Origin of the sequence: Streptomyces formicae (assembly GCF_002556545.1) — a bacterium.
Taxonomy (GTDB): domain Bacteria; phylum Actinomycetota; class Actinomycetes; order Streptomycetales; family Streptomycetaceae; genus Streptomyces; species Streptomyces formicae_A.
Genome location: NZ_CP022685.1, coordinates 9,175,095 through 9,190,504 on the forward strand (window position 1 = coordinate 9,175,095; position 15,410 = coordinate 9,190,504).

General features: G+C 70.3%; 1 protein-coding gene. It reads left to right on the forward strand.

Annotated elements, in window-relative coordinates; translation table 11 throughout:
• Nucleotides 1-80: 80 nt before the first annotated feature.
• On the forward strand, nt 81-15,311 hold the full coding sequence (locus KY5_RS39565) for a type I polyketide synthase (RefSeq protein WP_098247796.1): 15,231 nt from the start codon (nt 81-83) through the stop codon (nt 15,309-15,311).
• The last annotated feature ends 99 nt before the right edge of the window (nt 15,312-15,410 follow it).

Consider the following 15,410-nt stretch of genomic DNA (forward strand, 5'->3'; position numbering starts at 1 on the left):
TTTTATCGCCCTTCATTTCTTTGTCATTCGCGATTCGATTCTCGTCTCTACGTGGTGTTCGGGGAGCTCTGGAGAAGGTGTTGGCGGACAAGAAGGCTCAGAAGGTTCTCTCGGCCCGGCCCGACGGCGAGCCCACCGGCCCGGTCGAGCCCGTAGCGGTCATCGGCCTCTCCTGCCGCCTGCCCGGAGCTCCGGACCCGGGGGCGTTCTGGGAACTCCTGCGCGACGGACAGCACGCGATCACCGAACAGCCGGACGACCGCTGGGAGTTCACCGACGAGGAACCCCACGAGGACCCGGACGCGCCTGAGGCCACCGTTGACGCGTCTGATGCCATCGCGCCTACCCGGCACGCAGCCCGCCTCGACATCGACCAGATCGAACGCTTCGATCCGGGCTTCTTCGGCGTCTCGCCGCGCGAGGCGATCTTCATGGACCCCCAGCAACGCCTCATGCTCGAACTCGGCTGGGAGGCCCTGGAACAGGCCGGTCTCACCCCTCAGACCCTGACCGGTCACCGGGCCGGTGTCTTCGTCGGCGTCATCGGCGACGACTACGCCGCCCTGGCCGCCCGGCTCGGCGCGGGCAGCGGCAGCCCGCACGCGATGACCGGCCTGCACCGCAGCATGATCGCGAACCGCGTCTCGTACGTGCTCGGCCTTCGCGGCCCCAGCATGACCCTGGACACCGGGCAGTCGTCCTCACTGGTCTCCGTCCACCTCGCCTGCGAGAGCCTGCGCTCCGGCGAGAGCACCGTCGCCCTCGCCGGTGGCGTCAACCTCAACCTGATCCCGGAGACCACCGATCGCATCGCCCGCTTCGGCGCGCTCTCCGCCGACGGCCGCTGCTACACCTTCGACGCCCGCGCGAACGGATACGTCCGGGGCGAAGGCGGCGCGGTCGTCGTCCTGAAGCGACTCTCCCTGGCCCTCGCCGACGGCGACCGGATCCACTGCGTCCTGCGCGGCAGCGCCGTCAACAACGACGGCGGCGGCACCTCGCTCACCACCCCGCACCGCCTCGCCCAGGAGGAGGTGCTGCGCCTGGCCCACGAGCGGGCGGGCATCGCCCCCGACGACATCCAGTACGTGGAACTGCACGGCACGGGAACCAAGGTCGGCGACCCCATCGAGGCCGCCGCGCTCGGCGCCGTCATCGGCTCGGCCCGCACACCCGGAAGGCCCCTCGCGGTCGGCTCCGTGAAGACCAACGTGGGCCATCTGGAGGGCGCGGCCGGCATCACGGGCCTGCTCAAGGTCATCCTCAGCATCAAGGGCCGAGAACTGCCCGCGAGCCTCAACTTCGAGACGCCGAACCCCGATATCCCCCTCGACGAGCTCAACCTGCGCGTCCAGCGGACCACGTCGGCCTGGCCGCAGTCGGAGAACCCGCTGCTCGCCGGTGTCTCCGCCTTCGGCATGGGCGGCACCAACTGCCATGTGGTGGTGTCCGATTGGCGCACGCCCGAAGACCCGTCCGCACCGTCCGAACCGTCAGAACCCGAACAAGCGCCGGTACTCGAACCCACCCCCCGCCTCCTGCCCTGGGTGATCTCCGGCAAGGGCCGGACGGGGCTTCGGGTGCAGGCGGGGCGTTTGGCCGCGTTCGTAGGGGAGCGGTCGGAGCTTTCGGTTGCGGATGTGGGTCTTTCGTTGGTGTCTTCGCGTGCGGTGCTGGACCACCGGGGTGTGGTGCTGGCCGCGGATCGCGAGGGTGCGTTGGCGGGACTCGGGGCTCTGGAGCGGGGTGAGGCTGCTGCCGGTGTGGTGAGTGGTGCCGCTGCGAGTGAGCCGGGCCGGGTGGCGTTCGTGTTCCCGGGGCAGGGAGCGCAGTGGGCGGGAATGGCTGCGGGGTTGTTGGAGTCGTCGCCGGTGTTCGCGGGGCGACTTGCCGAGTGTGATGCGGCGTTGGACCCCTATGTGGACTGGTCTGTCGTCGACGTGGTGAGCGGGATCGAGGGCGCGCCGTCTCTGGACGACGTGGTGGTGGTGCAGTGCACGTTGTGGGCGGTGATGGTCTCGCTGGCCGCGTTGTGGCGGTCGACCGGCGTCGAGCCCGACGCCGTGATCGGACATAGCCAGGGTGAGATCGCGGCGGCCGCTGTGGCAGGTGCGTTGTCGCTGGAGGACGCGGCGAAGGTCGTGGCGCTGCGGGCGCAGGCGATCTCTGTCGGTCTGTCGGGTCTCGGCGGGATGATGTCGATCGCGCTGCCTGCGGAGGACGTACGGGAGCGGATCGCCGCCTGGGGCGAGCGGATCTCGGTGGCTTCGGTCAACGGCCCCTCCTCCACGGTGGTTTCGGGTGATCCGGACACGGTGGACGAGGTGTTGTCCTCGCTTGAGGCGGACGGCGTGCGGGCGCGGCGGATCGCCGCGGACTACGCCTCGCACTCGGTGCACGTGGAGTCCATCCGCGAACAGGTCATCTCCGCCTTGCAGGGCATCCGCCCGCGCGCCTCTGAAGTGCCGCTCTACTCCACGGTGACCGGATCGGTGATCGACACGACGGAGTTGGGCGCGGAGTACTGGTTCACGAACCTGCGCCAGGAGGTCCGCTTCGACCAGACCGTAAGGAGCCTCCTCGCCGACGGTTTCGAGGCGTTCGTGGAGTGCAGCGCCCATCCGGTCCTGACTGTCGGGCTGGGGGAGACGTTCGAGGACACCGGCAGCACCACCGCGTACGCGCAAGGGACCTTGCGCCGCGACGAAGGCGGCCCGGAACGCTTCCTGACCTCTGCCGCCGAAGGGTACGTGCGTGGCCTGCCGGTCAACTGGCAGACGCTGTACGCCGGTTCCGAGGCCCGGCGCGTCGACCTCCCCACCTACGCCTTCCAGCGCAAGCGTTACTGGATCGACTCCGTGGTGACCCCCGCCGACGCCGCCGCGTCCCCTCGGCGGCAGATCGTCGTCGAAGGCGGGGAAGCCGGGGCGGCCCTTGCCGAGGAACCCCTGTCCGGCCTGCGGGCGGAGCTGGCGCGGTTGAGCCCGGCCGAGCAGCGGGGCAGGGTGCTGCGACTCGTCCGCACGTATGCGGCCGCCGCGCTCGGTCACGCCTCCGCGGACGCTGTCGATCCGGAGACGACGTTCAAGGACCTCGGTTTCGACTCACACCTGTCGGTGCAGCTGCGCAACACGTTGAACGACGGAACAGAGCTGACGCTCCCCGCCACCGTCCTCTTCGAATACCCGACGCCCGACCGGCTCGCCGAGCACCTGCACGGCGTGCTCATGGAGCACGGTTCCGCGACGCCGCTGGCGGTGGACGGGGCCCGGGCCGCGGACGAGCCGATCGCCATCGTCTCGATGGCCTGCCGTTTTCCGGGCGGAGTGGCGACGCCGGAAGCGCTGTGGGACGTCATCGCCGGAGAGCGTGACGTGATCTCGGACTTCCCCGACGACCGGGGCTGGGACCTGGAGAACCTCTACGATCCGCAGCTCGAACGGCGTGGCACCAGCTACGTACGCATGGGCGGCTTCCTTGACGGGGCGACCGAGTTCGATCCCGCGTTCTTCGGCATATCGCCGCGTGAGGCACTCGCCATGGATCCTCAGCAGCGGCTGCTGCTCGAAACCTCGTGGGAGGCCGCGGAGCGCGCGGGCATCAACCCTCAGTCGCTGCGCGGCACGCGGACCGGCGTCTTCTTCGGCGCGATGTTCCAGGAATACGGGCCGCAGCTCCAGGACGGTGCCGAGGGCGTGGACGGCCACCGGCTGACGGGCGGCACCACCAGTGTGGCGTCGGGCCGGGTCGCGTACACCCTGGGTCTGGAGGGTCCGGCGATCACCGTGGACACGGCGTGCTCGTCCTCTCTGGTCGCCCTGCACTGGGCGGTGCGTTCGCTGCGTGCGGGCGAGTGCTCCATGGCGCTGGCCGGTGGTGTGACGATCATGTCGACGCCCGGGATGTTCGTGGAGCTCAGCCGCCAGGGCGCGCTCTCCAAGGACGGCCGGTGCAAGCCGTTCTCGGCCTCGGCCGACGGCACGGGCTGGGCGGAGGGCGTGGGAACCCTGCTGGTGGAGCGGCTGTCGGACGCCCGCCGCAACGGGCACCAGGTGTTGGCCGTGATCCGCGGCTCCGCGACCAACCAGGACGGCGCGAGCAACGGCCTGACCGCCCCGCACGGCCCCTCCCAGCAGCGGGTGATCCACGCCGCGCTCGCCGACGCGGGGATGTCCGCGGCCGACGTGGACGTGGTGGAGGCGCACGGTACGGGCACGGCGCTGGGCGACCCGATCGAAGCGCAGGCACTGCTCGCCACCTACGGCCAGGAGCGGCCCGCGGAGCGGCCGCTCAGGCTCGGTTCGGTCAAGTCCAACATCGGGCACACGCAGGCGGCGGCGGGCGTGGCCGGCGTCATCAAGATGGTCCTCGCCATGCGGCACGGGACGCTGCCCACCAGCCTCCACGTGGACGCCCCTTCGCCGCACATCGACTGGTCGTCCGGCGCGGTGGAGCTGCTCACCGAACCGGTGGAGTGGGTCCGGGGCGACCGGCCCCGACGGGCAGGTGTGTCGTCGTTCGGCATCAGCGGCACCAACGCACACCTGATCATCGAGGACGCGCCCGCGGACCCGGACCTCCTGACAGAGGCCACACCGGTGATCGAGGGCGAGGGCGAGGACGGTGACGACGACCGCGGCCTCGCCGCCGCGAGCGGACGCGTGCCCTGGATCGTCTCGGCGAAGACGCGGGACGCGCTGCTCGCCCAGGCGGAGCGGCTCTCGGCCTTCGTGGGCGAGCGGCCGGAGCTCTCGTCCCCCGCCACCGGGCGGGCCCTTGCCACATCACGGGCACACCTGGAACACCGTGCTGTGATCCTCGCCGACGACCGGGAAGCCGCGCTCTCCGGCCTTTCGGCCCTGGCCCGGGAACTGCCCGAGCCCGGTCTCGTCACCGGCCCTGCGGACATACGCGGCGGCACCGCCTTCGTGTTCCCGGGGCAGGGATCGCAGTGGGAGTCCATGGCGGTGGAGCTGCTGGACGGTTCCCCGGTGTTCGCGAGGCGCTTCGCCGAGTGTGAGCTGGCGTTGCGGGCACATGTGGACTGGTCCCCGGAGGGTGTGCTGCGGGGAGCTGCGGGTGCGCCCTCGCTGGGACGCATCGAGGTGTTGCAGCCGGTCCTGTTCGCGGTGCATGTGGCCCTGGCGGGGTTGTGGCGGTCGGTGGGTGTGGAGCCCGCCGCGGTGGTGGGACACAGCCAGGGCGAGATCGCGGCCGCGTGCGTGGCGGGTGCGTTGTCGTTGGAGGACGCCGCGCGGATCGTGGTGTTGCGCAGTGCGCTGTTCGCCGAGGAACTGGTGGGCCGGGGTGGCGTCGCGTCGGTGGCGCTGTCGGCTGACGAGGTCGAGGCCCGTCTCGGCCGGTGGGACGGTCGGTTGTCGCTGGCCGGGCGCAACGGTCCCGGCGCCGCGACCGTCGCCGGTGATACCGACGCGCTGGAGGAATTCGTCGCCGAATGCCAGGCGAGGGACGTGCGTGCCAGGGTGATCGGGTCGACCGTGGCGTCGCACTGCGCGCAGGTGGATCGGTTGCGGGAGCGGATCCTTGAGCTGTTCGCCGACGTCAGGCCCCGGCGCTCGGAGGTGCCGTTCTATTCGACGGTGACCGGTGGGCTGGTGGATACGGAGGATCTCGACGCGTCGTACTGGTTCGAGAACTGCCGGCGTCCGGTGGACTTCGAGGGCGCGGTGAGGTCCCTCCTGGCCGACGGGTTCCGGTACTTCGTGGAGTCCAGTGCGCACCCGGTCCTGACGATGGGTGTGACGGCGACGTGTGAGGACGCCGGGGTCGAGGCCGTGGCAGTGGGCTCGTTGCGCCGCGACGAAGGCGGCCCGAGCCGGTTCCTGACCTCGCTCGCCGAGGGATACGTCCGCGGTCTCCCGGTCGACTGGGAAGCGGTGCTCGCCGGAGCCGACGCCGGTAGGGGCGCCGACACGGCCGACGACGACGTACGCGTCGACCTGCCGACGTACGCCTTCCAGCGCGACCGCTACTGGCTGGAGACCGCGCGCGCCACGCACGCGGACCCGGCCGGACTCGGCCTCGAAGCGGCCGAACACCCGCTCCTGGGCGCCTCCGTGCACGTGGCGGGCGGCGGCGAACTGCTCTTCACCGGCCGGGTCGGCCTGAAGTCACACCCCTGGCTGGCGGACCACGCCGCCTTGGACACCGTACTTCTGCCGGGCACCGGATTCGTCGAACTCGCCCTGCGCGCGGCCGAATCCGTCGGATGCGACCGGCTCGACGAACTCACTCTGGAAGCCCCGCTGATCCTGCCCGATGACGGCGCGGTCCAACTACAGGTGACGGTGGGCACGCCCGACGGGTCGGGCGCCCGTGAGGTCACCATTCACTCTCGCGCGGATGAGATGGCGGGTGTGGGCGGGGAGTGGACGCGGCATGCGGTGGGTGTGTTGGCGGCTGCTGGTGGTGCGGCTGGAGATGGTCTGAGGGTGTGGCCGCCTGTTGGTGCTGAGGGGGTGGATGTCGGGTCGTTCTATGAGCGGGTCGCGGATGTGGGTTATGGGTATGGTCCGGCGTTTCAGGGGTTGCGATCGGCTTGGCGGCTGGGTGGTGAGGTGTTCGCCGAGGTCGAGTTGGCGCAGGAGCAGGCTAGGGAGGCGGGTCGGTTCGGGCTGCACCCCGCGCTGCTGGACGCCGCACTGCACGCGCTCGTCCTGAGCCGGTTCGACGAGCAGGGCCCCTCGGCTCCCGTGAGCCTCCCGTTCGCGTGGAGCGGTGTCACGCTGCATGCGGTCGGGGCCGGTGCGCTGCGCGTGCGGATATCCCCGGTCGACACCTCGAACGACGCGGTCGCCGTGCAGGTCTTCGACGTCAGCGGCGCCCCGGTGGCCACCGTCGAATCCCTGAGCCTGCGCCCCGTCTCCACCGAGCAGTTGGCGGCCCGCCGGGACGTGACGCGTGGCGCGCTGTTCCGTACGCAATGGTCGCCTCTCCGGACGACGAGTTCTACGACCTTTGTGCCTCCTACGGCCTCTGTAGCCCCTGCGACCTCCACGACCTCCACGACCTCCACGACCTCTATGCGGGAGTCGGACGTCTCGCGGGCCGGAAGCGGCTGGACGCTGCTCGGTGACGTCGACACCAGGGGGCTTGCCGGGATCGCCCGCCGCGTCTCGGGCCTGGACGCGCTCATCGCGGCGCGGGACGCGGAGGACGCGGAGAACGGCAGGGGCGCGGGCAGGAGCACGGCCACGGGGCCCGGCTCCGGTCCGGCACCGCACACGGTGGTCACGGTCTGGGCCGGTGGGTCCGAGCCCGGACGGTTCGCGGCTGCCACGCACGAATCCGCCGCGGCCGCGCTGGAGTTCCTCCAGAAGTGGCTGAGCGAGGAGCGACTCGCCGAGGCGCGGCTCGTCCTCGTCACCCGGGGCGCCGTTTCCACCGGCGCGGGTGAGGGCGTGGCCGAGCTGGCGCACTCGGCCGTCTGGGGTCTGGTGCGCTCGGCACAGTCCGAGAATCCCGGCCGGTTCTTCCTGGTCGACAGCGATGGCACGGACGCCAGCGAGACAGCCCTGGAGGCGGCCGTCGCCGAGGCGCTGGCCACCGAGGAACCGCAGATCGCGCTGCGCGAGGGCGCGGTACTGGTGCCCCGCCTCAAGCACGTGGGCACAGGTCAGGACGAGGACGCCCTGACTCCGTTCGACGCGTCGGGGACGGTACTGATCACGGGTGGGACGGGCGCCTTGGGCGGGCTGCTGGCCCGGCATCTGGTGGCCGAACACGGCGTGCGCAGGCTGGTGTTGACCAGCCGTCGGGGGCGTGCGGCGGCAGGCGCCGAGGCGCTGGAGGCCGAGTTGGTCGCGGCCGGTGCGGAGGTGGAGATCGTGGCGTGTGACGCCGCGGACCGGGACGCGCTCGCCGAGGTGCTGGCCGGGATCGGCTCGTCGCTGACCGGTGTGGTGCACGCGGCAGGCGTGCTGGACGACGGGCTCGTGGGGACGCTGACGGCTGATCAGCTGGCAGGAGTACTGCGGCCGAAGGTGGACGCGGCAGTCAACTTGCACGAGCTGACACGGGAGTTGGGCCTCTCCGCCTTCGTGCTGTTCTCGTCGGTGGCGGGGATCTTCGGCAATCCGGGGCAGGCCAACTACGCCGCGGCCAACGCCTTCCTCGACGCCCTGGCCGCCGACCGGCACGCCGAAGGGCTCGCCGCACACTCGCTCAGCTGGGGCCTGTGGGACCAGTCCACCGAGCTGCTCGGCCATCTGGACACCGATGACCTCGCCTGGATGCGGCGATCGGGCATCCAGCCGCTGTCGGCCGAACTGGGCCTGGCACTCTTCGACGCGGCCGTCACGCGGGACGACGCGCACACGGTCCCCGTACGCCTGGACATGACCACGCTCCGTCAGGAAGCGGCCGCGGGCATGCTGCGGTCCCTGTTCCGCGACGTGGTGCGCAACCCCCGTCGTGCCGCCGCGACGTCCACGGACGCCACCGAACAGGGGTCGGCCCTGGCTCAGCGGCTGAACGGGCTGAGCGACGACGACCAGGAACGCGAACTGCTGAATCTCGTGCGAGCCCAGGTGGCAACCGTCCTCGGCCATCCCCACCCCGAACAGATCGCCATGAACAACCCCTTCAAGGAGTTGGGGTTCGATTCGTTGACGGCGGTGGAGTTGCGGAATCGGTTGAATGGTGTGACGGGTCTGCGGTTGCCTGCGACGTTGGTTTTTGATTATCCGACGCCGGTGGCTTTGGCGGGGTTTTTGCGGGCTGAGGTGGTGGGTGGGGTGCGGGCCGGTGTGGTGTCCGGTTCGGGCTCGGGTGTGGTGCCGGTGGGTGTGGGTGTGGATGAGCCGGTGGCGATTGTGGGGATGGCTTGTCGGTATCCGGGTGGTGTGGTGTCGCCGGAGGGTTTGTGGGATCTGGTGGCTTCGGGTGGGGATGCGGTGTCGGTGTTTCCGGGGGATCGGGGGTGGGATGTTGAGGGGTTGTATGACCCGGATCCGGATGCGGTGGGGAAGTCGTATGCGCGTGAGGGTGGGTTCCTTTATGGGGCTGGTGAGTTTGATGCGGGGTTCTTTGGTATTTCGCCGCGTGAGGCGTTGGCGATGGATCCTCAGCAGCGTTTGTTGTTGGAGGCGTCGTGGGAGGTCTTTGAGCGGGCGGGTATTGATCCTGGGTTGTTGAGGGGGAGTGCGACGGGCGTCTTCGCGGGCGTCATGCACCACGACTACGGCACGACCTCCGACCAGCCCGAGGGCCTCGAGGGCTATGCCGTCACCAGCACCCAGGGCAGCGTCGCCTCGGGCCGCATCGCCTACACCTTCGGCTTCGAAGGCCCCGCGGTCACGGTGGACACGGCGTGCTCGTCCTCGCTGGTCGCGCTGCACCTGGCGGTGCAGGCACTGCGTACGGGCGAGTGCTCGATGGCGATCGCGGGCGGTGTGACGGTGATGGCCACTCCGTGGGTCTTCGTGGAGTTCAGTCGGCAGCGGGGGATGGCGGTGGACGGCCGGTGCAAGGCGTTCTCGTCGTCCGCCGATGGCGCGGGTTGGTCGGAGGGTGTGGGGCTGCTGCTGGTGGAGCGCCTGTCGGATGCTCGCCGCAATGGTCATCCGGTGTTGGCGGTGATTCGTGGCTCTGCGGTGAATCAGGATGGTGCCTCCAATGGTCTGACGGCTCCGAACGGACCGTCGCAGCAGCGGGTGATTCGTGCGGCGCTGGCCAATGCCGGGCTTGAGGCCGCTGAGGTCGACGCGGTGGAGGCGCATGGCACGGGCACGACCTTGGGTGACCCGATCGAGGCGCAGGCGCTGCTGGCGACGTATGGCCAGGGGCGCCCGGAGGATCGTCCGCTGCGGCTGGGTTCGGTGAAGTCCAACATCGGGCACACGCAGGCGGCCGCGGGTGTGGCCGGTGTGATCAAAATGGTCGAGGCCATGCGGCACGGCGAACTGCCTCGGACCTTGCACGTGGACGAGCCGACCTCACACGTGGACTGGGCTTCGGGCGGGGTGGAGCTGCTGACCGAGTCGGTGGAGTGGTCTGCGGACGACCGCCCCCGTCGGGCGGGTATCTCCGCCTTCGGCATCAGCGGTACCAACGCCCACGTCGTCATAGAGGAAGCCGATGAGCAACTGCCCGCCGGCGCGCCCGCGACCGAAGCACCTCTGCGGACGACCTTGCTCCCCTGGCTGACTTCGGCGAAGTCCGAGGTGGCATTGCGTGAACAGGCGGGGCGTTTGGCCGCGTTCGTCGGGGAGCGACCGGAGCTTTCGGTTGCGGATGTCGGCTTCTCGTTGGTGTCTTCGCGTGCGGGGTTGGAGTCGCGGAGTGTGGTGCTGGCGGCGGACCGTGAGGGTGCGTTGGCAGGGCTCGGGGCTCTGGAGCGGGGTGAGGCTGCTGCCGGTGTGGTGAGTGGTGTGGCGGCTGCTGAGCCGGGTCGGGTGGCGTTCGTGTTCCCCGGCCAGGGTTCGCAGTGGGTGGGGATGGCGGCGGGGTTGTTGGAGTCGTCGCCGGTGTTCGCGGGGCGGCTCGGTGAGTGTGATGTGGCTCTGCGGGCGTATGTGGCCTGGTCTGTGGTGGATGTTGTCCGGGGTGTGGATGGTGCGCCGTCTTTGGATGACGTGGTGGTGGTGCAGTGCGCGTTGTGGGCGGTGATGGTCTCGCTCGCGGAGCTCTGGCGGTCGGTGGGTGTCGAGCCCGCTGCGGTGATTGGTCACAGTCAGGGTGAGATCGCGGCTGCTGCGGTTGCGGGTGCGTTGTCGCTGGAGGATGCGGCGAAGGTGGTGGCGCTGCGGGCCGCCGCGATTGCCGAGGAGTTGTCCGGCAAGGGCGGGATGATGTCGATCGCGTTGCCCGCGGAGGCTGTGCGGGAGCGGATCGCCTCGTTCGGTGCGCGGGTGTCGGTGGCGTCGGTGAATGGTCCGTCCTCGACGGTGGTGTCGGGTGATCCGGACGCGTTGGATGAGCTGTTGTCCTCGTGTGAGGCGGATGGTGTGCGGGCCCGGCGTATCGCCGTGGACTACGCCTCCCACTCCGCGCAGGTGGAGTCGATCCGCGAAGAGGTGATCTCGGCGTTGCGGGGCATCCGCCCGCGCGCCTCGGAGGTGCCGTTCTACTCCACGGTGACCGGGTCCCTCCTGAACACGGCGGAGTTGGACGCGGAGTACTGGTTCACGAACCTGCGCCAGGAGGTCCGCTTCGACCAGACCGTAAGGAGCCTCCTCGCGGACGGCTTCGGGGCGTTCGTGGAGTGCAGCGCTCACCCGGTCCTGACTGTCGGGCTGGGGGAGACGTTCGAGGACACCGGCAGCACCACCGCGTACGCGCAAGGGACCTTGCGTCGTGACGAAGGCGGCCCGGAACGCTTCCTGACCTCCGCCGCCGAAGGCTATGTGCGCGGCCTGCCGGTCAACTGGCAGTCTCTGTACGCCGGTTCCGAGGCCCATCGCGTAGACCTCCCCACCTACGCCTTCCAGCACCAGCACTACTGGCTGGAGTCCAGCGCTCACTCCAACGCCGACGTGAGCGGCTTCGGTCTTGGTGTGACGGGGCATCCGTTGTTGGGCGCGTCGGTGCGGGTGGCCGGTGGTGAGGGACAGGTGCTGCTGACGGGCCGGTTGTCGCTGGCGTCGCATCCATGGTTGGCCGATCACGCCGTGGCGGGCACGGTGCTCGTGCCGGGTGCCGCGCTGGTCGAGCTCGCGCTGCGCGCCGCCGACGAGGTCGGCTGCCAGGAGGTTCACGAACTGACCCTTGAAGCGCCTCTCGTGCTGCCGGAGAACGCCGGAGTCCAGGTGCAGTTGTCCGTCGGTGCGCCCGACGAGACCGGCCATTGCGAAGTGGACGTCTACTCCCGGCTCGACGAGGACCGGCCTGACGCCGTGTGGACGCGCCACGCCACCGGTGTGCTCCGTGCGGATGCGCCCGAGGAAGCGGTGGGCCTGACGGCCTGGCCGCCGAGGGGCGCGGAGCGTGTAGACGTCGAGGGCTTCTACGAGCGGGTGGCGGAGGCCGGATACGACTACGGCCCCGGCTTCCAGGGCCTGACCGCTGCTTGGCGCGTGGGTGACGAGATGTATGCCGACATCACGCTGCCCGACGAACTGGCCGACGACGCAGGCAAGTTCGTGATCCACCCGGCGCTCCTCGATGCGGCACTCCATCCGTTGCTGCTGCTCGACACCTCGGGCCCGCAGCGGCTGCGGCTGCCCTTCTCGTGGGGTGGGGTGTCTCTGTACGCGGTGGGGGCGACGTCTCTTCGGGTTCGGGTGTCTCCTGCTGGTGAGGACGCGGTGTCGGTGGTGGTCGCGGACGCGGCCGGTGTCGCGGTGGCGTCCATCGATTCCCTGGTCCTGCGGGCCGTTTCGCCGGACCAGTTGCGACCGACGGACGACCCGACCCGTGACGCCCTCTTCCGCGTCGACTGGACACCGCTCGCCCCCGTAGCCGACGCGCAGCGGGGCACGCTCGTCCACGTCGCACTCGGCGACTCCGTCCAGGCGCTTCCGGCCGCGACCGCACACCCCGACCTCGCGTCGCTCCTTGCCGCGGTGGATGCGGGCGCCCCGATCCCTGACGTGGTCTTCGCCTTCCGCGACGGAAACGGGGACCAGGGATCGGCGAGTGCGGTGCACGCGAGCACCGCCAACGTTCTCGACCTGATGCAGAGTTGGCTGGCCGAGGAGCGGTTCTCGGGCTCGCGTCTGGTGCTGGTGACGCGGCGTGCGGTGGCCGTGCGTTCCGACGAGGGCGTTTCGGACTTGGTGCATGCGCCGCTGTGGGGTCTGGTGCGGACGGCCCAGGCGGAGAACCCCGGCCGCTTCCTTCTGGTCGACCACGACCTCGACCCTGACTACGTCCACGACGGCACGGACGTCCCCGGAACGGACCTGGCAACAGCCGTCGCCACCGCCATGGCGTCCGACGAACCTCAACTAGCCCTCCGCTCCGGCGAGATGCTCGTCCCCCGCCTGACGCGAACCACCTCGTCCGGCGGCTCCCTGACGCCTCCGTCCGGCTCCCCGGCCTGGCGACTGGACACCACCCACGCGGGGACTCTGGAGGGCCTCGCCCTGTTGCCGGTCCCCGAGGCGCTGGAGCCCCTCGGCGAGGGCCAGGTGCGGCTGTCCGTGCGGGCGGCCGGGGTCAACTTCCGCGATGTCGTGGTCAGCCTCGGCCTGGTGCCCGGTCAGGAGACGCTCGGCAGCGAGGGCGCGGGCACGGTTGCCGAGGTGGGCCCGGGAGTGACCGGCCTCGCGGTCGGTGACCGGGTGATGGGACTGATTCCGCAGGGCGCCTTCGGGACGGTCGCGATCGTCGACCACCGGCTGCTCACACGTATCCCCGAAGGCTGGTCCTTCGAGCAGGCCGCCGCCGTCCCCGCTGTGTTCCTGACCGCTTACTTCGGGTTGGCGGATCTGGCGGGGTTGGTGGCGGGGGAGTCGGTGTTGGTGCATGCGGCGACGGGTGGTGTGGGGATGGCTGCGGTGCAGTTGGCCCGGCACTGGGGTGCGGAGGTGTTCGCGACCGCGAGTGAGGGCAAGTGGGATGTTCTGCGGTCGATGGGTTTCGATGAGGCGCACATTGCCTCGTCGCGGTCGCTGGACTTCGAGGAGAAGTTCCTCGGGGTGACCGGTGGCCGGGGTGTGGATGTGGTGCTCGATTCGCTGGCGCAGGAGTTCGTGGACGCGTCGTTGCGGGTGTTGCCGCGTGGTGGTCGGTTCCTGGAGATGGGTAAGACCGATATCCGTGATCCGGAGGTCGTAGCCGCCGACCATCCGGGCGTCACCTACAACGCGTACGACCTGGCCCAGGTGGATCCGGACCGTGTCGCCGCACTCCTAGCTGAACTCCAAGTACTGTTTGAACAGGGTGTGTTGGAGCCGTTGCCGGTGCGGGTGTGGGATGTGCGGCGGGCGCCTGAGGCGTTGCGGTTCATGAGTCAGGCCCGGCACACGGGCAAGTTGGTGCTCTCCATTCCCGCGCCCCTGGATGTGGACGGCACGGTGTTGATCACCGGCGGTACGGGCACCCTCGGCGGGTTGCTGGCCCGGCATCTGGTGGCTCAACACGGCGTACGCAGCCTGGTGTTGACCAGCCGCCGGGGCGCTGATGCCGTGGGCGCTGGGGAGTTGGCGGCGGAGCTGACGGCGGCCGGTGCGCGTGTGGAGATCGTGGCGTGCGACGCGGCCGACCGGGACGCACTCGCCGGGGTGCTGGAGTCGATCGGGTCGTCGCTGACCGGTGTGGTGCACGCCGCCGGTGCTCTGGACGACGGCCTCGTCTCCTCCCTCACCCCTGAGCGGCTCCAGGCCGTGCTGCGTCCGAAGGTGGACGCCGCGCTCAACCTCCACGACCTCACCCGACACCTCGACCTCACCCTCTTCGTCCTCTACTCCTCCTTCGCCGGGGTCATGGGCAACCCGGGACAGTCCGGTTACGCCGGGGCCAACACGTATCTCGACGCGCTGGCCGCGCACCGACGGGCGCTCGGCCTGCCGGGGCAGTCGCTGGCCTGGGGCCACTGGGAGCAGACCAGCGAACTCACCGGAAACCTCGACACGGCCGAACTCGACCGCCTCGCGCGCTCGGGGATCGTGCCGATGCCGTCGGAGCAGGGCCTCGAACTGTTCGACGCGGCGCGCTCCCTGGACGAAGCACTCGTCGCCACGGCCCGGCTCGACGTCGCCGCGTGGGCCTCCGGGACGGCCAACGAGGTCGTCGGCGCGCTGGCGCGTGGGCTCACGGTGCCGCACACCGGCCGGGTGCGGGCGACGGCCGCGTCGGGTGCCAGGGGGTCCGGCAGCGGTCCGGAGCTGGCGCAGCGGCTGGCCGGGATGTCCGGGCCCGAGCGCCGGAACCACCTGGTGGATCTCGTAAGGACACATGCCGCGGCCGTCCTCGGCCACGGCTCCGCCACGGCGGTCGAGGCCGAGCGCGCCTTCAAGGACCTGGGCTTCGACTCGCTCACCGCCGTCGAGCTGCGCAACCGGCTCGCCACCGCCACCGGACTGCGCCTGCCCGCCACCCTCGTCTTCGACCACCCCACCCCCCACACCCTCGCCGAGTTCCTCGGGCAGCAGCTCGCCCCAGGCGATGAGGAACCGGCCGCGGCGGAGTCGTTGCTCGCCGAACTCGCCCGGATCGAGACGGCGTTCGCCGGAGTCACGGCGGACGAGGCCGCGTACTCCACGATTTCCCGTCGCCTGGAGAGCCTGCTCTCGGCGTGGCAGGAACTCGACCCGGGTCGGCGTGAGAACAACGCGAGCGACCGCCTGAAGTCGGCGTCCGCCGACGAAGTCTTGGATTTCATCAACAACGAGCTCGGGATCTCCTGACTCGGGATCGCCTGAGAACGTCACGTAACTGGATCCCCATGGTTCATGGGTGAGTCCCATTGGTTGTTCGGAGAGGACCGAGTCGGATGACGAACGATG